The 21,312-nt window shown below is 47.8% G+C and carries 18 protein-coding genes; 9 read left to right on the top strand and 9 right to left on the bottom strand.

Annotated features, from left to right (window positions below):
• Positions 1-293 precede the first annotated feature (293 nt).
• The 5 genes from MO867_RS15195 to MO867_RS15175 form a co-directional block, all read right to left on the bottom strand.
• Positions 294-1,007 carry a DUF4386 family protein gene (locus tag MO867_RS15195; protein WP_252470638.1) on the bottom strand — a complete coding sequence of 238 codons (714 nt, stop codon included), beginning with the start codon at positions 1,005-1,007 and terminating at the stop codon, positions 294-296.
• A gap of 159 nt (positions 1,008-1,166) precedes the next feature.
• Positions 1,167-2,075: a LysR family transcriptional regulator gene (locus MO867_RS15190; protein ID WP_252470636.1), complete on the bottom strand. Its 909-nt coding sequence runs from the start codon at positions 2,073-2,075 to the stop codon at positions 1,167-1,169.
• Positions 2,076-2,240: 165 nt separating this feature from the next.
• On the bottom strand, positions 2,241-3,212 hold the full coding sequence (locus MO867_RS15185) for a glutathione S-transferase family protein (RefSeq protein WP_252470634.1): 972 nt from the start codon (positions 3,210-3,212) through the stop codon (positions 2,241-2,243).
• Positions 3,213-3,282: 70 nt separating this feature from the next.
• Positions 3,283-3,717 carry a DoxX family protein gene (locus MO867_RS15180; RefSeq protein WP_252470632.1) on the bottom strand — a complete coding sequence of 145 codons (435 nt, stop codon included), beginning with the start codon at positions 3,715-3,717 and terminating at the stop codon, positions 3,283-3,285.
• 169 nt (positions 3,718-3,886) lie between these two features.
• On the bottom strand, positions 3,887-4,624 hold the full coding sequence (locus MO867_RS15175; protein ID WP_252470630.1) for an OmpW/AlkL family protein: 738 nt from the start codon (positions 4,622-4,624) through the stop codon (positions 3,887-3,889).
• Between the two features lie 422 nt (positions 4,625-5,046).
• Here MO867_RS15175 and MO867_RS15170 point away from each other — a divergent pair, with 422 nt between their 5' ends.
• On the top strand, positions 5,047-5,913 hold the full coding sequence (locus MO867_RS15170) for an alpha/beta fold hydrolase (RefSeq protein ID WP_252470628.1): 867 nt from the start codon (positions 5,047-5,049) through the stop codon (positions 5,911-5,913).
• Between the two features lie 61 nt (positions 5,914-5,974).
• On the opposite strand, the gene MO867_RS15165 is transcribed toward MO867_RS15170, so the two are convergent.
• From MO867_RS15165 to MO867_RS15155, 3 genes are all read right to left on the bottom strand, one after another.
• Positions 5,975-9,046, bottom strand: coding sequence for a DEAD/DEAH box helicase (locus MO867_RS15165; RefSeq protein WP_252470626.1), 3,072 nt, complete (start codon positions 9,044-9,046; stop codon positions 5,975-5,977).
• A 368-nt stretch (positions 9,047-9,414) separates the two neighbouring features.
• Entirely contained in the window at positions 9,415-12,444 is a 3,030-nt protein-coding gene (locus tag MO867_RS15160) for a DUF2339 domain-containing protein (protein ID WP_252470624.1), read from the bottom strand.
• 888 nt (positions 12,445-13,332) lie between these two features.
• Positions 13,333-13,833: a DUF4334 domain-containing protein gene (locus MO867_RS15155; RefSeq protein ID WP_252470622.1), complete on the bottom strand. Its 501-nt coding sequence runs from the start codon at positions 13,831-13,833 to the stop codon at positions 13,333-13,335.
• 441 nt (positions 13,834-14,274) lie between these two features.
• Between MO867_RS15155 and MO867_RS15150 the strand changes: the two genes are divergently transcribed.
• From MO867_RS15150 to MO867_RS15140, 3 genes are all read left to right on the top strand, one after another.
• Positions 14,275-14,907: a hypothetical protein gene (locus MO867_RS15150; protein ID WP_252470620.1), complete on the top strand. Its 633-nt coding sequence runs from the start codon at positions 14,275-14,277 to the stop codon at positions 14,905-14,907.
• A gap of 370 nt (positions 14,908-15,277) precedes the next feature.
• Positions 15,278-15,688 carry a thioredoxin family protein gene (locus MO867_RS15145; protein WP_252470618.1) on the top strand — a complete coding sequence of 137 codons (411 nt, stop codon included), beginning with the start codon at positions 15,278-15,280 and terminating at the stop codon, positions 15,686-15,688.
• The gene (locus tag MO867_RS15140; RefSeq protein ID WP_252470616.1) at positions 15,681-16,382 is read left to right on the top strand and encodes a cytochrome c biogenesis CcdA family protein; all 702 of its coding nucleotides are present in this window, start codon (positions 15,681-15,683) and stop codon (positions 16,380-16,382) included. The genes MO867_RS15145 and MO867_RS15140 overlap by 8 nt, the downstream gene beginning before the upstream one ends.
• Before the next feature lie 265 nt (positions 16,383-16,647).
• On the opposite strand, the gene MO867_RS15135 is transcribed toward MO867_RS15140, so the two are convergent.
• Positions 16,648-17,772, bottom strand: a complete 1,125-nt coding sequence (locus MO867_RS15135; protein WP_252470614.1) for an alkene reductase — start codon at positions 17,770-17,772, stop codon at positions 16,648-16,650.
• Between the two features lie 149 nt (positions 17,773-17,921).
• On the opposite strand from MO867_RS15135, the gene MO867_RS15130 reads away from it, so the two are divergent.
• The 5 genes from MO867_RS15130 to MO867_RS15110 all read left to right on the top strand — a co-directional run bounded on the left by MO867_RS15130 (position 17,922) and on the right by MO867_RS15110 (position 20,842).
• On the top strand, positions 17,922-18,812 hold the full coding sequence (locus tag MO867_RS15130; protein ID WP_252470612.1) for a LysR family transcriptional regulator: 891 nt from the start codon (positions 17,922-17,924) through the stop codon (positions 18,810-18,812).
• A 254-nt stretch (positions 18,813-19,066) separates the two neighbouring features.
• Positions 19,067-19,471 (top strand): hypothetical protein, encoded by a 405-nt coding sequence (locus tag MO867_RS15125; protein ID WP_252470610.1) that lies wholly within the window; start codon positions 19,067-19,069, stop codon positions 19,469-19,471.
• Between the two features lie 212 nt (positions 19,472-19,683).
• The gene (locus MO867_RS15120) at positions 19,684-19,965 is read left to right on the top strand and encodes a hypothetical protein (protein ID WP_252470608.1); all 282 of its coding nucleotides are present in this window, start codon (positions 19,684-19,686) and stop codon (positions 19,963-19,965) included.
• Positions 19,962-20,381 carry a hypothetical protein gene (locus MO867_RS15115; RefSeq protein ID WP_252470606.1) on the top strand — a complete coding sequence of 140 codons (420 nt, stop codon included), beginning with the start codon at positions 19,962-19,964 and terminating at the stop codon, positions 20,379-20,381. Before MO867_RS15120 ends, MO867_RS15115 begins: the two co-directional genes overlap by 4 nt.
• Positions 20,382-20,404: 23 nt before the next feature.
• Positions 20,405-20,842: a hypothetical protein gene (locus tag MO867_RS15110; protein ID WP_252470604.1), complete on the top strand. Its 438-nt coding sequence runs from the start codon at positions 20,405-20,407 to the stop codon at positions 20,840-20,842.
• Positions 20,843-21,312 lie beyond the last annotated feature (470 nt).

Here is a 21,312-nt window from a genome sequence, read left to right as displayed (position 1 = left end):
ACGAGCGGTACAGTGACTATGGGGCTATAGCTGCATGAAACTGTCCGAAGTGTTGTCAATAGATAAGCTCGCTGAATACGAAGTAATACATGGGTTTTACAGAGGTGAGCAAGCACCTCTCATCAATGTTTCTGACGATAGGAAATGCTTTTCTCTTGCGTGAGGATTTCTATCGGGGCCCAAGACGGTGATCATAGCCGGGGCCAGGTAGAGAGCGCGAGTGGCCACCTGGACACTTGTCCTTCAGGCGGCCACTGACAAATATGGGCACGGGGTTGATTCGTGATTATCCCCTATGCCTCAGAGGAGCTGTTTTTCGTAGAGTGATACACCGCAGAAACTGGTAATTCTCTCAGCATGGCAGTGCCCAAGAAAATAAACCAAAGAATTTGACCTAACCCAAAGATGGCCGTGGTAATTTCAAAGAATGGATTGCTGGAGAGGAAGGAAATACCGGAAAACAGGGTGAGCACACCTGAGATACCCACAAGAAAACCCCAATAGTGCAGAACAGGGCTATATATCTTGCCTTTAATTCCAGTATAACTGATAGCCAATACCCAGGCAGCACCCACCAGCTCAATTCCGCCACCTAAAGCCTCAACGACAATGTTGACCGCGCGGTTTATTGCCAATGCCTGGTTTGGATCCAGACTGTGATACTTGGCGACAGCGCTTAAGCTAGTAAGAAAAATCATACTGCTGGAAAGAACAATACAAGCCCAGATATAGCCGACAATAGCCGTAAACCTCATCAGTTCTGGAGAAACTGATTTAAAGCGTTGGTATATTGACTGCACTAAGACAATCAAGACAAAACTAAATAGCAGACCACTGATTAAATACCCGGTAAAAAAATAATCCCGATTCTGGATGATAAACTCCAGATAGAGCTCTGGTTTCTCATATCCCGTCGAATCCAAAACTCCGAAAAAGAGTACAAAACCAAAGATGTAGGTAAAAGCCTCAGTAATTGCTGCCATGCCCCCCAGTTTTTGTAAAGTCATTATTCAATCCCTGTCTAATAACCTATTGTTATGAATGTTTGTATCATTCCGTGAAACCTATCTGCTATTGATCAGTATACCAAGTAATATTGGGGCTTTGTCGATAGTTGCGGTATATTCCCGTCATAGGATATCGCTTATTTGTTCAACCGGGAGTATTCAGCCCTGATATTGGTCCGCAGTGTCCATATTGAGCGTCAATAGCCTGAGCTCTCCCATAAATGTTCTTGCTGCAGGGCCCAATTTGTCCTGGTCTTTAAAATTCAGGTAAAAACTATTGCTACGTGTTCCCCCATGGATTAACGGCAGCAATTTGAGAGTCCCGTTATTAAGTAACTCTGATACTAATGGCATTGGTAACCAAGCGAATCCCAATCCCTGTGCAATCAGATCTAAAGATGCACGCAAGCTGCCTACTTTCCAGCGTTGCTCCGCCCCTAGCCAGCCTGAATCGCGGTTTGTCTGTATCGCCGAGTCCCGCACTATAATTTGCCGATGGGATTTCAGATCATCGTATGTCAGTTGGTGATCAAGCTGGTGTAGTGGATGACCCTTGTGGGCAACGGCCACAAATTCAATAAGGCAGATCTCGTCATTGAGAGAATTGTCCATACTCAGGGCGGAAAGGCCCAAGTCTACCAGTCCCTCCTGAATCAGTTCATTGGTACCGGACAACACGGTATCGATAATATCGATATTGACCTGAGGGTAAATCGCGGAAACTTTCTCTAGTGCCTGGAAAACCACACCTTGAGGAAAGGCGCCATCCACAGCAATACGTAGTTCCGATTCAACACCGTCACCGAGAGATTTGGCGATGACCTCGATGCGGGATACCTCCTCCAGAAGATAACTACCCCGGCGTAGCATCAGATTTCCTGCTTCAGTCAGCATTACTTTTCGACCGGATATCTCAAATAACTTAACACCGAGAGCCGCCTCCAGATTACTCACTGCGTTGTGGATACTTGACTGGCTCTTGTGGACCCGAGAAGAGGCCTGGTTAAAACCGCCGGCGTCCACGACAGCCTTAAACATACGCCACTGTTCCAGGGTGGTTTTCTGCATGGGGTGGTCCTTAGGGTTTGTACTGAATGTCGCTGAAAAGATGTCCGGAATGTCAGAAGCAGCGCACCTTAATCATTTAGGATATTCTGGGCGCTGGAAAGGTAGCCTTTCATATTTAAAACCCAGAGGCAATGTGATTTGCCCCTGGAGGTGAAGTAGGGGCTTTTATTTACGCGTGTGTGGCCTGCTGTAGTCAATCTCGGGACCCACAGGCACAATTTGGGTTGGATTGATGGATGTATGGCTAAAGTAATAGTGGCGTTTGATATGCTGGAAATTCACGGTTTCAGCCACCTCGGGCCACTGGTACAGCTCGCGCACATAGTTGCGCAGATTGGGAAAGTCTTCCAGGCGCTGGCGGTTGCATTTGAAATGGCCATGATAGACAGAATCAAAGCGTATCAAGGTAGTGAATAACCGCCAGTCTGCCTCGGTTATTTTCTCACCGACCAAATAGCGTTGGTTACCTAGAATGATATCAACCTGGTCCAGCGCATCGAACAGCTGGTGATAGGCATCTTCATAGGCTTCCTGAGTGGTGGCAAAGCCACAACGATAGACGCCGTTGTTGATGTTCTCGTAGACCAGTTGATTAATTACCTCAATGTTCTGCTTTTTTTCTTTTGGGAAAAAGTCTTGCGTATCGCCGGTAATCTCATCAAAACCAGTATTGAACATACGGATGATTTCTGAAGATTCATTACTGACAATGCAGTTTTGCTGCTTATCCCAGAGAACGGGTACCGTAACGCGACCTGAATAATCAGATTTATTGCGTGTATACACTTGGTGCATAAATTGATACCCGAACAGCGAATCGCCGCTGCTGCCTTCATCGGTATTAAAGCTCCAGCCTTGATCGAGCATATCGGGGCTCACCACGGAGATACTGATATGTTGTTCCAGTTTTTTTAATTTGCGGAAAATCAGTGTGCGATGGGCCCAGGGGCAGGCTAGGGACACATATAGGTGGTAGCGTCCGGATTCAGCGTTAAAGCCGCTGTTACCACTGGCCCCAGCGCTGCCATCGGCCGTGATCCAGTTGCGCAGTTGTGCCGCTTCCCGCTGAAATGCGCCCCCAGAGTCTTTGGTATCGTACCACTGGTCATGCCACTGCCCATTGATTAACAGTCCCATGTTTTACTCCAAAAAATAATGACAACTGGCCCGGAAAAATCCAGGGCCAGTTTACGTTTTGTGAAAAAACTTAGTGAACGTTCCTGTTCCGCTGGTCCACACTGAAGCGGCCGGCACCGTGGGCAGCCACCACTAGGAAACCACCGGCGATGGCCAGGTTTTTAAAGAACATCAAAAACTGCATTTGATCCGCGAAGTTGTTATGGAACAAAGCCGCAGTGATTAAGCTGAACCCCGCCAATGCCAGTGCAACCAAGCGGGTCTGGAACCCTAAAATCAGCGCAAGCGCACCACCAATCTCAAATACGATGACCAAGGGCAGCAAGTTTTCCGGCAGGCCGCCGTAGGCCAGGTACTGAGCGCTGCCCTCGTAATTTTGGATCTTGTTGATTCCTGCCAGTAAGAAGATTGCAGCTAGGCCAATACGACCGGCCAGGTCTGCGACTGCGGGAAGCAAGGGGTTGTCGGGGGTAGCTTGGGCTGTGGATAAAGTGGATGTACTCATTTTGTCGATCCTTAAACTGGGGGGGTATCGCTACGGGGTAGCTGCTGTGGATAAGAGGCAGTTTATAGAGGATCAATAGAATGAAAATTGGTTAAATTAGGCTAAACCGTTCGAGAAATTAGAACGGATTCTCCAGCGGGTTTGATCGCATGGCGGCAGGGCTACCGGTTTAGAAGTGATAGCCGATGCCCAGGGAATAGACCCAGGGGTCAATATCCACATCCACATTGATTCGGGCGTAGTCATTATCTTCAGTGCGGAAGCGGATCTTTGCTTTGCTGTCGATACTCAGATACCAGATGGCGGCATTAAACAGCCAGCGGCTCTCGCGGCCAAAGGCGATGTCCACACCCACCTCTCCCCCCAGTCCCCAGGAGTTACTGAGGCTGAGTTTTGCGCCTGAGTCCGCACTGAGTGCTGTGTCAAAGTAGTTTTGCGCCGTGCGGCTGATATCCTCATCGAAAAAGTAGGTGTAATTAATCCCCAGGCCAATATAGGGCTGCACCCAGGACTCGGTGCATACCGGGTACCACTGTACACTGAGGGTGGGTGGTAATTGCTTGATATCTCCGAGGGAAACCCGGCCCAGGGGCTCACCGGTATCCGGGTCCGGCAGGCCGCGTACGTCCAGGTCGTGCCTAAAGGGCACAGCTGCCAGCAATTCCAAGCCCCAGTGATCGGCAAATAACCAGGTGCCGGTGATACTGGCGGAGTAACCGGTATCTACATACACGCGGGTGTAGTCTAAAGGGGTGCCATTTAGGCTCAAACGGCTGGAATCGTCATTGGGGTCAACTGCAGCGGCGCCAACGCGAACGATAAAGTCGCCCTTTTTGTAGTCGGCTACTGCGTGGATGGTCACTAATAGCGCTGCGCAAAAAACTATTGTCAGTCTGAATCCTTTCATGTCCAAGTTTCCAGAGATTCAATAACGAATAAGGCTTTAAAGTCGGCAGTCTGATACCGGAGAAATCGTATATTTTACTGTTCGATTAATAGTGTAGCTGTCTTGATAGTCTGGGTTTGTTATCAATCCAAGACCTGGCGCGGTATTCTATCGTTGGTACCTTTGGTGTTTATAGCAGAAAAGCTCCATCTTTTATCGGGGAGTCCAGATCCTTGACAGCTGACATTAGATCGGGGATCTAACGTCTTATGCCCAGGATGATCTATTGAATAGATAAAGTTATTGGATGGATAAATCCTGTTTTATTTTACTTTTTTACGATGATATGTCGCTGGGGATTATTGATCAGTTTATTTTTCAGTGCCAGCACAAAAACTTACTATCAATGATGGATTAAGACAGCAAGCTAGAGATTTAATAATATGCTAAAGATAATACAGGCAATAATGCAACTAACCGGGCGTCTATCCCCAAATTTATCGGCAAGTATTGCATTGTATTTGTTTTCCCGGCCCAGGCGCTTTCCGGATTCAGAACGTGAGAAGGTACAGCTTGACCAAGCGAGGAAGATTCACTACCAAGGTGCCTTGGGCACGGTAAATACTGCCTGGTCCTGGGGTGAGGGGCCGGTGGTGATTCTCTGCCATGGCTGGGAGGCCAAAGCGGCAAAAATGGCGGCTCTGGCAATGGTTATTGCGGGGCAGGGATTTCAGGCCGTGGCCATGGATGCAAGCGCCCACGGCCACTCCGGTGGAAAGCGTTGCAACTTCGATATTATGGCGAAAGATATTCATGCCCTCGCCGGCCAGTTTCCCGAGGTGTTTGCTATTGTCGGGCACTCGATGGGCGGCATGATGGCCATGCGGGCACGCGAGTTTGGGCTTAAAGCCCAGCGTTATGTAGTGCTGGGCTCACCGAGCGCCCCCCTGCCTATTATCGAAATTATGAAGGCCATGCTAAAAGTAAGTCCAGAAACGGCAGAGATATGCCAGGATAGGGTCGCTGCTCAAATAGGGTTAACCTGGCAGGAGTTATTGCAATGTAAAATGTATACCCCGGAAGATACTCCGCTGCTGATGATTTACGATACTGAAGACGATGAAGTACCCATTTTCCATGGAGAAAGAATCCACAAAACCTGGCCCGCTGCGGAACTGGTTAAAACAACGGGGTTGGGCCATCGCAAGCTGGTTTGGGATATCGAGGTGATTCAAACTGTTTTGGATTTTCTGGGCCAAGAGAGACATCGCGGGCAAATAGTTAGTGCCGATGTGGGCAGGCTCGCCTGATAGCCCAGCTCGTTGGTACTGGCGGAATCAAGGCTCCTTTACGGAGCCTTACAGGTGCTGGTTACTCCTGGAAAAGAGATAACCACTGTTCAGAATTCATGCTTACCTTCTTTTCGCCCTGGCTGTATATGGCATCTGCCAGTGCCTGCTTTTGCGCCTGCATATCAATAATTTTTTCTTCCACGGTATTTTCGCAAATAAATTTATACACAAATACCGGTTTGTCCTGGCCAATGCGGTGGGCTCTATCGGTTGCCTGATTTTCTACTGCCGGATTCCACCAAGGATCGTAATGGATCACCGTATCGGCAGCGGTGAGGTTTAAGCCCACTCCACCAGCTTTCAGGCTGATCAGGAAGACGGGGGTATCACCATTCTGGAACGCGTCGATGACTTCCTGGCGCTTGCGGGTTCGCCCGGTGAGCTTCACATAGGGAATAGAGTGCTTTTCCAGCTCCGACTCAATTTTTCCCAGCATTTCGGTAAATTGTGAGAATAGGAGGACTTTTCGGCCTTCATCGACCATCTCCGGGAGAATATCCATCAGCGCTTCAAGCTTGGCCGATTGTTTAACTTTTTTCGCTTTCTCCAGCTTTACCAACCCCGGATCACAACAAATTTGCCGCAGTTTCAGTAGGGCATCCAGTATCTCGATATGAGATCGATTAAGCCCTTTTTTCTTCATCAGGTCTCTAACCCGCTTCTCCATCACGGAGCGTACGGTTTCATACAGTGCCGCCTGGGCAGATTCAAGCGTAACCCGCTGTATGATTTCTGTTTTGGGCGGTAATTCTTTGGCCACTTCCTGCTTGGTACGGCGCAGAATAAATGGGGAAATTCTCTGGTTGAGACCTTGCTGCTTATCCTCGTTAGCCTGTTTTTCAATCGGGTTTCGATACAGCGTATTAAATTTTTTCTGGTTATGTAAAAAGCCAGGCATTAAGTAATCAAATAATGCCCACAGCTCGCCCAGGTGATTCTCTAGGGGTGTTCCGGTCAGGCAAACTTTGTGTTGCGCATCAATGGTGCGGAGTAATTGTGCAGCTTTGGATTTCGGGTTTTTGATTACCTGGGCCTCATCGAGCATCAGCAGGTGGAAATCGAATTCTTTTAATACTTCACTATCCCGCACAATTAAAGGGTAAGTGGTGATGACCAGATCGGACTCAGGGATTAGTGAAAACTGATCATGCCGTTCGCTACCATGTAGCAGCAGCGGCTTTAATGTCGGCGCGAAGCGTTGTGTCTCGCTGAGCCAGTTTCCGACCAGGCTGGTGGGAACCACTACCAGGGCTGGGTTGGTCAGGCGCCGGCTCTCTTTTTCTTTGAGTATATGGGCCAAACCCTGCAGGGTTTTGCCCAGCCCCATATCATCGGCGAGGATTCCGTTCATATTGAGTTTGCGCATGTGTTGGAGCCAGTCAAACCCTGTTTGTTGGTAGGGGCGTAACTGTGCCCGGAGAGCTCTGGGCGGCTTCACACTCTGGGGGCCTTTCTGCAGGTCTTGGGCCAGGGCGTTCAGGTCTTTATTATCCCGCCAAATGGAGCTTCCATTGGGAAGGCTAGGCATAGCAAAGCGGGGCACGTGAATGCTTTGGGTCTCGCTATTGTACCACTCCTCAAGGAGGGCGCTGAGATTGCGGAACATTTCATGGGGCAGGCGAATATATTGATCGGAATCGAGCGGTATCAAAATTTCCTCTTTGTCGGAGGCTTCAAGGCCCAATTCCAAATACTGCAAAAGTAGCGGCGCCAAGTGAATAGGCTTTCCTTCAATATCAACGGTTGCACTCAAGGAAAACCAATCATTGGAAGCTTTCTCTGTTTGCCACTCCCAGTCTTCAACCTCGTGTACTTTTAATGAGAAATTATCTTCAAATTCAATTAACCAGCCAGCATCCTCAAGCTTTGGGATACCCTCATTCAGGAACAAGAGCCACCGCTCTATCGTGTTTTGGCCGGTCTCCTTTTCAGAGAAGACCAGAATCGGTGCTCCAGCATCATCTGTTGCCAGGCTCCATTGCCACTGCATAAGCGTATCAAGTGTTTCAGCTTCGTGCTGAAAATCCCGGCTTAATTTATAAAGTTTGTTTTTCTGGGAGTAGATTTTGGTGGTCGAGTGTTCTTCAGTAAATATTGTCTCGGCACTGATTTGTACCGGGCCATAATTAAAATGAAAACTGGCTGTATGGATGCTGCCATCTTCCCCCGGAACGGGAAGGGACTTAAGGGTTAAACCGGGCCTCAAAGCGTCATTGAGTTCAATGATTGGCAATGATTTTGGTGTGGGTAGCTGTTCGCTATCGTAATGGCTGTTGAGAAAGGTTATAGCATCGGCCATTTTACTTTTGGAGATACTTGGCATGGAGGCGAGGTCATTGAGAGCTCCTCCGTCTACCGGGCTTTCAATAGGACCAATGGTGCCCCTTTCAGGTGAAAAATAGCAAGGTGGTTCGGTGGGGATCAGTTTCCAAGCTTTGGGTAGGTTCGGCACATTCAATTCCAGTTGTGCACTATTCTTGGATTCTTCCCAATTGAGTTCTAGCTTGACGGCCTCACCCCATTGAAACGGAACCAAATTGTCGATATCACTGAAAAAACGCTGGCTGTGTAACAGATTTCTTATTAAAAGAGCGCCTTCCTCACCAGAAATGGTTTTTTTAAACGATGACTGTGAAAGCAGCTGCTGCAGGCCAAAAATTTGCTGGTCAATTTTTGATGTTGCAATACTACTATTGAGATGGAAGTATTCACGCTGAATCTTTCCATAGCCCCCTTTTTTGAGAGGCCGGGCTGAATATACGGCCACTTTGACATGCGCAGGGGTATATTGATCATCCCAGTCCAAGCTGTATAACAGGTCTCGGTTTAGGGAGGAGTTGAATGGAAATACAGGTTGTTTTTCCACAACCCTGCTCTGCCAATGCTCCCAGGATTTATCCACGGAACTATTGAATGTTCTTTTCGGGACCGCTTTTTGTTGTGCCACCACGGCCATGAGCACGGCGGCCACATGCTTGCAGTTATAGCCGACCGGACAGGAGCACTCACCATCAATTTCCATGCTACCCAAAATAGTATCGCCGATAACATATATATTCTGGCTGTAGTAGTTGCCATAGGAACCACTCACTTTCCCGGTTATGGTCGTCCCATCGGAGGAAATTTTAAATTGCTTGACTTTCCCTCTTTTTAGGTAATCTTTTCCTCTAGTTAGGCTATTTGTAGGAAGTTGATCGTTAATGCTGGTGAGATCTATGGAGATATTCATTTTTTGGAGAGTAGATAATTCTGTTTATTTTCCGGGTGTTTGTCAGGATTGTGGCTTGATTTAATGGAGCACACTTTGTAGCTAATCCAAGCAAATCAAGGGCTTCCCTTAGTGGGGGGCCATCCAATGTTGCCTTAAATATACCGTATTTTGGTGGTCGATCGGTGTTAAAAAAGCGGGAGGCTTTGCTGTCTGACCCACGTGGCCTCCCCGGTATGGATTTGAGCTGCCTATCCAGGCAGCTTTTGGGGGGATAAATGTCGTTGGTATTGAAACGCCGCGCCCAACATACACAGTCCCACCAACATACAAACCACAATCTTTTGTATCAGTGAGAAGTCCTGCATATCCCAGAGTACGATCTTCAGTGCGGCTACACCGTACATCAGTAGTGACAGCCTTAGCAGTTTCTGGGTGTCGGGCCTCAGGGTCTGGAACAGCAGTAAAGTCGCATGGACAACCAGGGCAAAAGATACCGCTGGTAACCACATCTTGTTCAATAGCTGCGATAGCAAGGTGATATAAACCACAACTGTGGTGATGTGCAGCTGCCACAAATTGAGTAAGCGTCGTTTAGGCCATACCGCTTTTGTGGCCAGGGATTTGTGATAAACCAGGAGCGAGACTACTCCTACAGCGATCAGATTGTATCCCGCAATTAAGGGTGCGCTGGAGGCATTGTCGATGACGGCAATGACCTGAGCCAGCGTGATCAGCTCAAACAGACCCAGAGTGATCCTATAAAAAGACGTAAGCTGATTGCGCAGGGGTGCCAGTTTGGGCATGGTGAAGAAAAGACCGGCGAAATAGAGCTGGGTTAAGAGCAATGACAGGGTGAAGCCCTGACTGAGCGCATAGCTCATGATAAACAGCACTGCGGCAAAGTAGTAAAAGGCCAGTGGGAATAAGGGTTGAAGGGCCTTGTGGATAACCCCTCGCCAGTGCCTACCAGCAGCGCGTCTGCGCAACCCGTGGCCGAGCCACAAAAGCCCTGCAAAGCTGGCAAGGCCCAGCAAAAGCCCCTCCAGAGCCTTGCCCTGCCAGCCGCCAAACTCCTGCAGCAAACAACCATAGACTGCGATAGCGCTTGCAGTAGGAATTAAAATGCGCAGTTCCTGTTTTAAGTGCGCCATTTGTAGGCGTGTATACAGCAGCAGGGCGATACCACAAGAGAACCATACGGCGATAGTGAAATAGTCGCTGGCTTTGTAGAACACCGTCGGTAGGAAGAAGACCGGCAGCAGGGCATAAAAGAGTTTGCGCAACCACAGCGCAGTTTTTTGGCCTGGTGAGCATGCAAAATCCAGGCGGCGGTAGAGCTCTGCGATCAACCAAAGCCCCAAGAAGGCTTCAACGCTGGCTATTTTTCCATAGGGTATTTGATCGTAGAAATGGAGATTTCCCACCACGAAGGCACTTGCCAGCATGGGTACAAACAACAGTAAGTAATGGCTGAGTCCCAGCCACTCGCAAAATGCCGAACCTGTACGCTGGCCGCGCCAGATCAGGAATACCATGGGTAGAAGTGCCAGTAACCACATGCCCTGCGGCCAGAAAATACCCACCGACAACAAGAAACTCGCGGATAACAACAGCCCGAATGCGTTATCTGCCAGGATGGCTAACTGGCGCTCTTTTGCGGTGAGCTGCTGGGCGCAGTGGCGCAACAAGCGCGTGAGCGCAAAGGCGGCAGCGCAGAGTGCCAGCCAGTTGCCCCAGCCTGCATCGGCATTCAGGGACAGCAGCAGAGGGGCAGCAACTACACCGCTGGCCACCCAGGCCAGCGCTTGCCAAAGCATGGTCAAGCCCGCAACGAAGAGTGCCATATAGCCCTCGCTACGCACGCTGATAAGGCCAAAATGGGCACCGAGGAAAATCAGTAGCAAACCCTCAAGACACCACACGATTCCCAGCAAAGCGGGGCTACATAGGGCCAGAATAGCCAAGCCCGCCAGCAGGCCACCGTGGAGTAAAGCTATCGTCAGCACGCTGCGTGCGGAGTCACCTGATCCGCTATAGCCAAATAGCCGGCGTGAATAGAGTGCGATAGCCGCCCACGGCAGAAGGTTGAGCAGCCATACCATACCCAGTGCTGTACTGCTCGGTGCCAACAGCCAGCTGGCATGGATAAACAGCATCAAGTTTGCAGCAATTATGCCCAGGCGTTTTTTATTCAATCCCTGTGCATCGAGCCCGCCCAGAATGTAGTGGGCAAATCCGTAAAAGAAGCCGTGTAATATCAGTAGCAAGCCCCAGGTTGGAGCGGCTTCGCTCAGGTTTGAAATCGAGAATTCGAACATACCGGTGCTCAGCGCCATGGTCACCACCGCCAGCTGTGGCCAGCGTATTTGTCTGGACAGATGCAACATGGCCAGGGCGAGTGCCAATAAGTAGCTGAGATAAATAACTGGCGATGGGTCGAAATGATTGGCCACCAACGGCATGGAGGCACCGCCGAGCAGTGTCACCATAGACACGACCCGGGTCTTAAATAGCAGAGAGAGTAAGTAGGATAGTCCTGTGGTGGCCACCAGCAGGCCCACCCCAATTGGAATGGGAACCAGTTGATAGTAGGGCCCGGCAAAGTAACCGCACAGATAGAGCAGAATGACCCCGAGCGCAATCAATCCGGAACCGTAGTCTGCCATGTGTGGCATACGCCGGCTGAACGTTACACCACCAAAAGTGGTCGCGCCTGCAACCAAGAAGCCCAGAGTAACTTTGCCGGCCGGACCCAGGTAGGCATTGAAAGAGAACTGCAACAGGTAGGCAAAACCAAACACTAGTGCCAGGATGCCGGCGGCCGTCATAAAGAAGACGGGTGCCTTACCCTCGCGCTGGCAGCGGCGATAAAAGCCCATCAAAGGCTCCCATATCCGGTTGAGAGGCTCCAGGGCGGGTTCCAGCAAGCTTGGCAATTCCTCTTTTATCCACCGGGAGGGGACTGAATGTCTATGCGGCTTCGCCGGGGAAGATTTGGGGGTGAATGATGCTTGGGCCGCAGTTGCCGTTACAGCCGCTGCTTGTACTTGCGCTTGCTGCGAAGCCGGGGAAGCCTCGGGGTGAGTCCCCATATACAGGTCGAGAGCATCCTCAAGTTCTGTAGCCGCCTTGGGCAGAGATTCCTTTGGTTCAACACTCGCGTGCTGGAGTTGGGATTCAAGGGCTGATAGCCGCTGCTCAAATAACGCCAGGCGCCGCCGGTTGTCCCGCTCCAGCAGGGCCAGTTCAGCGCGAAGTGATCGCAGTTCACTTTCCATAACATGCTCTAAGTACTTTTTATCGAGGCTACCTTGAGCTAATGCATGCGACAAGCACTTATATGATCATGGTTGCCTGTTCATTCGATGGTTGCTGCCATAGCGGTACTCGCCATGTAAGTAGTCATTAACTCATGTGTTTATGGAACTGGTGTAATGTCGGTTACCGAAGATAAACGGATAGGTTCGAAGGTGGCTTCAACAGAACTATCTGGTCCGCTTCAGAGCATTTGGGATTGGTACTCTCTTCTGGCGATCAACAGCGCCCATGAAATAGCGAGGTTTATCCTGAGTTCAGAATTCGCCAACAAGTTATTTTCGCTGTATGCATAATCCTGTTCACTTTCAAGCCAAGTCACTCTGGCCTAGCTCAGGGCCAATATATTGAGCCGAAATGGCCCGGAGGCTCCACGCAGAATCACTCTAAACACTCGTACAAGCTGTGTAGCATCATTGGGGGTGATTGTGGGCTTCGGATATACTTATTAAGAATTTTTATTTTTTTAAAAATATATCTATAAATTTATAAATATATCTAAAAATTAAAATTGGTAGAAAATTAGTAATACCTGATAGTGCTATTGCAGCGGAGAGATCAATTTCAAATGGTATAGCAGCAGTATATGACACCTGGCCGATAGCAATTGCAGTGATTCCTTGGGGCTATTTGTGTTTCCCTAGTGCTCCATACGGCTAATTGTGTAACTAATATCTTTCTAGCTGTAAAAAAATAAACGTCAAAAACACGCATAAAGAAAGAAAATATATTCCCTTAAGTTACATTACTTTCCGCATGGGCCACTAACTATTAAAGGATGAAGCAAAGCGCAGATTGTGTTGTAGAATAGGTTTTAGGAGGAATCTATTAGATAGGGTTGAATTGTAGTGCTATCGCCAAAGGCGGTTAAAATTTTCCATAGTGAAGAACATGCAGCCATCCATTCCTTTTCGTTCCATAAGTCCGAGAATATGATTCTCATCTACTTTCCGCATCATATCATGCATAGGAATCGTGTCATAAATCATAGTGGCACTTGTTTTTCCTCGGTGTTCTAAAATACGCAGACGCGCTTGAGCTTCTGTGGTTGTATGCAGTTGTTGGGTGCGGAAGAACAAAGGAGCATCGTAAGTGTTTATAGCTTTGAACTCTGAATCCCAGCAAAGTAAAGGGTAGACTGTTTCGGGATTAATAAACTCTTTGCCGTACCAGCGCTTTCCGGCATCCATTTTATATTGCAAAGGATGCTGTGTGTTAAATCCTTGCGCTTTCCATCGGCCGATAAGAGAATTTATTGATAAGGGCGAGAGCGTGTCGTAAAATTCAAGCAGTTCTTGTGGGTCTACTTGATCCCGATTTTTAAATTTTTCTAACGCGGTTAAGAGGTGCATAAGCCCTTTTTTGAGAAATATGTTTCCGGACCATGTCGTTAGATACTATTCCCCTCTACATCCTGAAGTTAGGTTGAGTATAGGGAGGGTATCCTTTTTAATCAATTATTCCTACGCACCTTGTTGATAACGTCCTCTCTATTCACGGGGCCCCAGGCCCTAGCTGGAGAGCTATTTTCCAAGCCGCGTTTTATAGGGCTGTCCTCTTTGTATTTTGTTCGGCCTATTCGCTTGTCGCCCTATAAAATTTGATTCTTACTTTCCGTTTAACAGGGGTGCGGGATTCGTAAATCCACTATAACTCATTGAAAATAAAGGTATTTTTGTGTTTTTCAAAGGGGAGTCTAATCGTTATTCCCCACGCAGTTGATTGCCAGGACCCGGATAGTGTTTGGTGTCTGCTATAACGAGACTCATTATGGCTAAATGCCGGGGCCCTTTATGCACCATGTAGACACTGGAACTATTGCAATAAGACATAACCGATTGCGACGGCTTGAAAACTTTATTGATGTCGCTTACGCCCTTTTATTCGTCAACTTCGTCTTATACCTCCCCTCCGGAGAAGATATGGCTTGGACCAAGCTTGAATTTGGTCTTCTTAGCCTTTTATTGGAGCACTCCGAAGAAATTTTCCGCCTATTTATTGCTGTTGGGCTAACGCTGGTACAGTGGAATCTGACGCATAAATTACTTGGGCCCATTGAACAGTCCAATAATACACATACTGCCCTGGTGTTATTTCAACTGGTTGTTGTGTGTTTTTATCTCTATTTTGCGATTAGTGACCCAAAGTTAGTCAGTATTTCGTCCACCGTTGGACAGAGCCTATGCCTTGCACTCTCTGGTTTTATTGGGCTTGCAGGTTGGCAATATGCTCGAAAGAAGGGATTTGCTAATTCCTCCCTGACCAATCAAGAAAAAGATAACGTGCTTAAAAGTGCGACTACTGAGCCCAGCGTCGCAGTAATTACTGTTGGGCTTGCATTCATCAGTCCTGTGGTTTGGTCAGTAGGTTGGCTGATTATTCCACTAATAATATTAGTGATACGTAAAAAAATTGGCCGCAGATGAAAAGCCGTTAATTTCGCTTTGATCATATTCCTTTTGATAATTTCCGGGTTGACCGCAGCATGGTCATACACGATTTATTAGACGAAACTATAGCATTGGGTCATTTTTTATTGAGTTGGGACTTACAAGGGGAGTGGTGAAAACAGCGGGATCAATTCCCTGTCTAGTAATATCGGATATGGCGCTGGACTATAACGAATCCCTGGTCAATGTGAAAAACACCAGATCAGAACAACCAATAGAGAATTCACGATGAAATTTCTTACCAAGGAGTGTAATGATTTTCGGCTTGTTACGACTAAGGTTAGCAATGCACCCGATTTTACCTTTCCACTGGGGTGTGCATTCTTATTTTGAGGATATGATTAGTATGAAAGTTCTCCACTTATTCCTACGTGCCTTGTTTGTAACATCACTCCTGATCGCCGTGCCTCACGTATCAGCCGGAGAGCCCTTTTCAAAATCGCGCTTTATGGAATTGCAGGCCGCCAAGCAGCCGGTATTGATTGATGTGCGGGCAGATTGGTGCCCCACCTGTAAAAAGCAGGGAAAGATTCTTGCGCAGTTCCAAAAGGATAATCCCCAGTGCGGCCTCACAATCCTAAATGTGGATTTCGACAATCAAAAAGAGTGGGTAAAGCACTTCCGTGCGCCCAGGCAGTCAACCCTGCTGCTCTATCGTGGGGAGGAGCAGGTTTGGTTCAGTGTTGCCGAAACTCGGGCCGATGTAATCCGCCAAAATATCTTCAATTCAGTGCAGGCTTGCAGCGAAAATGCTTGAACTCAGTGCTATTCCTCTGGCCCTGATCGCTGGCACGCTTAGTATTCTCTCGCCCTGTGTTTGGCCACTGGTGCCAATGGTTGTCGGCGCCTCTAGTAGCGCTGGACGCTGGGGTCCTTATGCGCTTGCCACTGGGCTCAGCCTGTCGTTCGCCCTGGCGGGTACACTGCTGAGTTTCTTGCTGGTTTCTTTGGGGCTGGACCCTGAGCTCTTCCGCTATATCGCAGCTATTTTACTTATCGCTGTGGCCCTTGTGCTATTGATCAAACCGCTTTCAGATTGGCTGACACTGCGCCTGTCAAAAATCACTGCCGGGGCAGGGATTACGGGTGACGGCGCCTGGGCCGGGCAGTTTGGTATTGGTTTCCTTACCGGCATCATCTGGCTGCCCTGTGTAGGTCCCACCCTGGGCGCGGCTATTGCGCTGGCCTCTATGGGCCAGCAGTTGGGCCAGTCGTTTATGGTGATGTTCGCTTTTGGGCTGGGCACTGGTGTAGCGTTGCTGGTGGCCGGAGGGCTGTCGCGGAAAATTTACAGCCGCCTGTCGCCTTCAGTGGGGGCTTTTGCCGTTGGGGGCAAAACGGTACTCGGCATTATCCTTTTGCTGCTCGGCATTATGGTACTGAGTGGCTTCGACAAAGTGATGGAGGCTTGGGCGGTGAATTGGATTCCTGAGTGGACATTTAGTTTTTAATAGCCGATCTGTGATGAGCTACCATTTTTGTAGAGGAATCCACTTGCTGTGGCGCTGAGTGTCGATTGAGCCAAGAAAGAACTATCGCGTAAAGGTGGTGTAAATTAGCGCATTGTTTTGAAAAAAAAGCCCCAGTAAACGGTATTTTCTGGGGCTTTTTTTATCTTCCTGAAAGCAATTTGGCTGTGGCTAATAGCGGTGTCATTTTTTTGTTGCGAGCTAACGATCTTTGTAATTTCCAGTTATTGGGCTGGAATAGCTAAGATCACGGCTGGTAGAGAGGATAGTCCGTATATCCCACGTCGGTGCCGCCATACATAGTATCCGGGTCAACCGGGTTGAGTGGCCACTCATTGCGAATACGCGCGGGTAGGTCCGGGTTGGCAATGAAGGGGCGGCCAAAGCCAAAGATATCTCCGTTACCGGCCTGCAGTACCCGCAAGGCTTTTTCTGGAGAATATTTGCCGGCGTACATAATGCGGCCATTAAAGGTCTCGCGAACTTCCCGATAAAAATTCTCGGGTAAATCCGGTGCCTTGTCCCAATCTGCCTCCGCCAGTGATAGATAGGCAATATCTGCTTCACTCAACAGCTTGATGGCTTCGATATAGGTTGTGTGTGGGTCGCTTTCTACCAGTCCAAGATAGACACGGTCTTCATCGGTACTTTCAAATAACGGTGCAAACCGAACACCCAGTCGATTGTTACCGACTTCTTCTGATACTGCCGTAACAATCTCTTTGAGGAAGCGCAGCCGGTTCTCCAGGCTACCGCCGTACTCGTCGTCACGCCGATTAGTATGCTGGGAAATAAACTGGTTCACCAGATAGCCATTGGCACAGTGCAACTCAACACCGTCGAAACCTGCTTCCAGCGCATTGCGTGCTGCCTGGGCATAGAGCTGAACCAGCTCTTTAACTTCCTCGGTTGCCAGCGCACGAGGCTCACTGGGATCAGCCAAAGCGCCTTCACCTGGCCCCGTTTCGATAAATACCTTAACGGCATCCGCGCGGATTGCCGAAGGCGCAACCGGTGCCCCATTGCCAGGTTGTAGTGATGTATGAGATACGCGCCCCACATGCCAGAGCTGGGCAAAGATGATACCGCCTTGGTCATGCACGGCTTGGGTAACTTTTTTCCAGCCCTTGATCTGATCCTGTGAATAAATTCCGGGAGTCCAAGCGTAGCCCTGGCCCCTGGGTTCGATTTGAGCGCCCTCTGTGACCATAAAGCCCGCACCAGCGCGCTGTGCGTAGTAGTCGGCCATCAGGTCATTGGCAATATTACCGGGCTGGGTGCTGCGCGACCGGGTCAGCGGCGGCAGAACAATACGATTTTTTAGGGTGTAAGGGCCCAGGTTGATCTCACTAAATAGTGCTTCATTTTTCATAACGACTTTCCTGCTAAAAGCTAATTGCAGTGAGGTTTAAAAGGTTACTGAATAGCCCCAGCCAGATTTGGCTGTGTCCTACGATGGTGGGAATACTAGAGGTGCAAGGGTACAATTAGAAACAACTACTCCTTGTCTTGGTTACAATTATGAATGGTTTCAGCCGGCTGGACCTGAAACAGCTACGTATATTGGAAGCACTGCTTCAAGAGAGGAACCTATCGCGGGTGGCAGAGAAGATGGGGCTGACTCAGCAAGCGATCAGTGAACAGCTGCGTAAGTTAAGGGAAGTCTTTGATGATCGGCTATTTATTCGACAAGGTAACGGCATGGTACCCACCCCGGTTGCCGAACAGCTGGGAAGCAAGATCAGCAGCATACTGAAGGAAGTAGAGTCTTTACTAACGCCTATCACTTTTGACCCGGCAACGCATAAAGGGATTTTTAGTATCAGCGCTACGGATTATGCCATTCAATCGGTATTACCCCAGTTGCTAGAAGTCGTGCGTAAATCGGCACCGGAACTTAAAGTCATTGTCCGGGATTTTGAAACAGACAACCTGAATCAGCTTATGGTCGCCGGCGAGATCGATCTAGCGCTTACTTTCCCTGATTTCATTCCGGATGATCTGCCCTACAAACTGCTATTTGAAGAACAGCATGTCTGTATTGCAGGCAAAAAATCCCCTCTGAAGGGCAAGTCATTAACTTTGGAGCAAGTCGCCGAGCTTCCACAATTGATTATTTCGCCTTCACGGGCAAACCTGAAAGGGTCACACGATGAGTGGTTCGCGATGCAAGGGTTGAAACGCAATATCGTGATGTCTATACCCTGCTTTTCAGCGGCACCCGATATTATTTCCGCGACAGATACCATTACTTTTTACCCTTCAAGGTTATTGCCGAACAAGAAAGTTATACCTCTTAATTTGGATACTCAAACCCCAAAGTTTGAAGTGATTGCAGCATGGCATAGCCGATCTAATCATAGCCCGCTTCATATGTGGGTGGTTGAACAGCTTATGAAGCTATTTAGGTAGCTGTGTAGATAGCTATGTCGCTACCTTATTGAGTCTTAGAAGTATTAAAGAGAATAGTAGGTCGAATCATACCATAGTGGAATAATTAGATGGCTTACTGTAAACCATCTTATTTTTTAAAAAATAAAATCGAATAGCCTGTTACTTTATTCTAGTAAGAAAATCTCAGCCACTTCTTTTTTGGCTGCTAGCGGTACAATTAGTGGCCCCTTGCAATTGGTATCGTCTTTGGCGTTGCCGGCTTTGCAGATGCTATGATGCAAGGGGGCAGTTTCAAGGATGCCCTTAAAGCTGGAGTTATTCAGGGGGTTTCTTCCGCTGCTTTTGCGGTCATTGGCCAAGGGACTATACCCGGCATTGATAATGCTGGGGCACAAGTACTTGCTTCAGGAGTTGTTGGGGGGATAATAAGTGTGCTTCAAGGAGGCAAATTTGGGCATGGCTTTGTTAGTGCAGGTATTGGTGCAGCTGTTGCACCGGGCTTGAAGCTAAAAGCAGGTGGTGGTTGGGCCAATGTAGGAAAGGCAGTTGCACGGATTACTATTGCGGGTACCGTGTCCAAAGCGACGGGTGGAAAATTCGTAAATGGGGCGGCTTATGCGGCATTCAGTTTTGCAGTTCAAGCACTTGCACCTGGTGACCCAATTAACACAAAATAGGTTGCTACAAATGAGCAGAGTATTGAGAGTTTAGAAAATTTACCTGATGATCCAGAAGGTGTGTTCAATCAAGGTAAAGATCTAGCTAAAAAGCAATCAGAATTGGGCGTAGACAAACGGGTTGAGTTTGAGTCAAACCACGCTTTTTGTCCTCAAAATGTACTACCAAGACCATCAGGTATAGAAGCTCTACACAGGAGGCTATTAGCTTCTTGAAAAATAATTCAAATTACGGATTGCTTTTAGGAACTGAATATAATGGGTCTATATCTATATATCCAGCAGCCACAGTTAACAGAGCTCTTGCCTATCCAGAAGGTTCTCGTGAATTACTCAAAGCTATTGCTTTGCGGCAGCCTCAATATACTAATCTTACCGGAGTGGAAAGTGATGTTGGTGTTATTGCACATGAAACAGGCTATCGCATAGGGCTTAATCATGGAGATGTAATGAAAAATAGAGAGTTCGATGCTGTTAGGAGAACCCGTAGATGATAAATAAGTATGCCGTAGGCCTATTTCTTCTTTGCTTTTCTTTAGGGGATATTTGTGTTGCTCATCAGTTTGCTAATAAGCTTGACTTGAAAACTATAGGTGATATTAAGCTAGATGATCTTGTTGAACTTGGAATAAGTGTCCAGTCAAAAAAATTAACTGATAGTGGTTGGGGAAATCATAGAGAAATTATTTTACAATCTAGCTCTTTAGTTTTTAATAAGAAAACTACCAAATTGATAGTTGCTCTAGTGACGAAAGATGACTTGCTGGCAGTGATGAATAATTTTGAATTATCAGACAAATATCCATTTGAAATAACTATCCCTAACAATCTGAAACTTGTGATTTTAGTAGAAATTGAAGAGTCTAAGGGAGGCCTAAGACCAGGACGTTATCGATTCGAATTTAAATAGTGGTAGCGGCTGCAGTCTCAAAGGTGACCGATGGAAACTTTGCAAATGGGGCGGCTTATGCGGCGTTTGCGATAGCGGTTGAGGCGGGATCATTGCAAGGAGAGGACATTAGAGCAGGTTTTGCGTCCACCCCTGCTGAAGAAATAGATCCAATTCAAGAAAAGCAAAACATACAATATGCCTACGATAATGCTGAGAAACTTGGAATAGATATTCCGGAAGGGCATGAATGGGAATATTCTGACAAGTATGCCGTGGGAAAAATGAATAGTAGAGGAGGAGTGATAAAAAGTTCTATTCGCGAAATCCAAAGTCTTGATGAAATGGCTGCTGGGGAGCAGTATTTTGGAGCGCTTACTTATGTGAATGACAACGCGACAGTTTATTATCGGGGATCAGGAATTGCTGCGTACTTAGAGAGTACCACGATGACGCCCGAGGGGCTTGCGATTGGCATATAGATTTATATCCGGTGTCGAGCATGCAGTTTTGTCTGTGGGCCACGAGGTGGCTCATGCGAGAGGAATAATTTCCGAGACTAAAGCCAATTTCTATGGAGAAAGGGCTGTTAATATATACAAGGCGTTAAGTGCCTCTAGGCCTCCGTCAATGCCCCCTACAAGCTGGAGAAATTTAGAGTGCATAAATTGTTCTTTCTGTTCTTTTTGATCGTGTTTATTTCTATGCGATCTGAAGCGAGTGGCTCTGTATTTTGCCTAGGACTTGTTAAAGCTTCTAAAGGCGCAAAATTCATCAGTATCGTAGAGACAAAAAGTGTAGCCAGAAAGGAAGATTCTAGAGGTTATAGGTATACAGTTGATGTGGTAGAAAAAATAAAATCCAACTCTAAAGAGGCAATACTTCGGACAGTTTTAGAGGGCGAAATAGGTAGGAACCACGGCCAGATACTGAGAAAATAAGGTTCTCACTT

Source organism: Microbulbifer okhotskensis, from assembly GCF_023895975.1.
In the GTDB taxonomy this organism is placed as follows: Bacteria; Pseudomonadota; Gammaproteobacteria; order Pseudomonadales; family Cellvibrionaceae; genus Microbulbifer; species Microbulbifer okhotskensis.
This window is presented reverse-complemented; position numbering and strand designations above follow the sequence as displayed.

What these genes read in the sequence shown, in the direction of transcription:
- MO867_RS15195 (WP_252470638.1), bottom strand. Translation starts at nt 1,007, where the DNA reads ATGACTTTACAAAAACTGGGGGGCATGGCAGCAATTACTGAGGCTTTT.
- MO867_RS15190 (WP_252470636.1), bottom strand. Translation starts at nt 2,075, where the DNA reads ATGCAGAAAACCACCCTGGAACAGTGGCGTATGTTTAAGGCTGTCGTG.
- MO867_RS15185 (WP_252470634.1), bottom strand. Translation starts at nt 3,212, where the DNA reads ATGGGACTGTTAATCAATGGGCAGTGGCATGACCAGTGGTACGATACC.
- MO867_RS15180 (WP_252470632.1), bottom strand. Translation starts at nt 3,717, where the DNA reads ATGAGTACATCCACTTTATCCACAGCCCAAGCTACCCCCGACAACCCC.
- MO867_RS15175 (WP_252470630.1), bottom strand. Translation starts at nt 4,624, where the DNA reads ATGAAAGGATTCAGACTGACAATAGTTTTTTGCGCAGCGCTATTAGTG.
- MO867_RS15170 (WP_252470628.1), top strand. Translation starts at nt 5,047, where the DNA reads ATGCTAAAGATAATACAGGCAATAATGCAACTAACCGGGCGTCTATCC.
- MO867_RS15160 (WP_252470624.1), bottom strand. Translation starts at nt 12,444, where the DNA reads ATGGAAAGTGAACTGCGATCACTTCGCGCTGAACTGGCCCTGCTGGAG.
- MO867_RS15155 (WP_252470622.1), bottom strand. Translation starts at nt 13,833, where the DNA reads ATGCACCTCTTAACCGCGTTAGAAAAATTTAAAAATCGGGATCAAGTA.
- MO867_RS15150 (WP_252470620.1), top strand. Translation starts at nt 14,275, where the DNA reads ATGCACCATGTAGACACTGGAACTATTGCAATAAGACATAACCGATTG.
- MO867_RS15145 (WP_252470618.1), top strand. Translation starts at nt 15,278, where the DNA reads ATGAAAGTTCTCCACTTATTCCTACGTGCCTTGTTTGTAACATCACTC.
- MO867_RS15140 (WP_252470616.1), top strand. Translation starts at nt 15,681, where the DNA reads ATGCTTGAACTCAGTGCTATTCCTCTGGCCCTGATCGCTGGCACGCTT.
- MO867_RS15135 (WP_252470614.1), bottom strand. Translation starts at nt 17,772, where the DNA reads ATGAAAAATGAAGCACTATTTAGTGAGATCAACCTGGGCCCTTACACC.
- MO867_RS15130 (WP_252470612.1), top strand. Translation starts at nt 17,922, where the DNA reads ATGAATGGTTTCAGCCGGCTGGACCTGAAACAGCTACGTATATTGGAA.
- MO867_RS15125 (WP_252470610.1), top strand. Translation starts at nt 19,067, where the DNA reads ATGATGCAAGGGGGCAGTTTCAAGGATGCCCTTAAAGCTGGAGTTATT.
- MO867_RS15115 (WP_252470606.1), top strand. Translation starts at nt 19,962, where the DNA reads ATGATAAATAAGTATGCCGTAGGCCTATTTCTTCTTTGCTTTTCTTTA.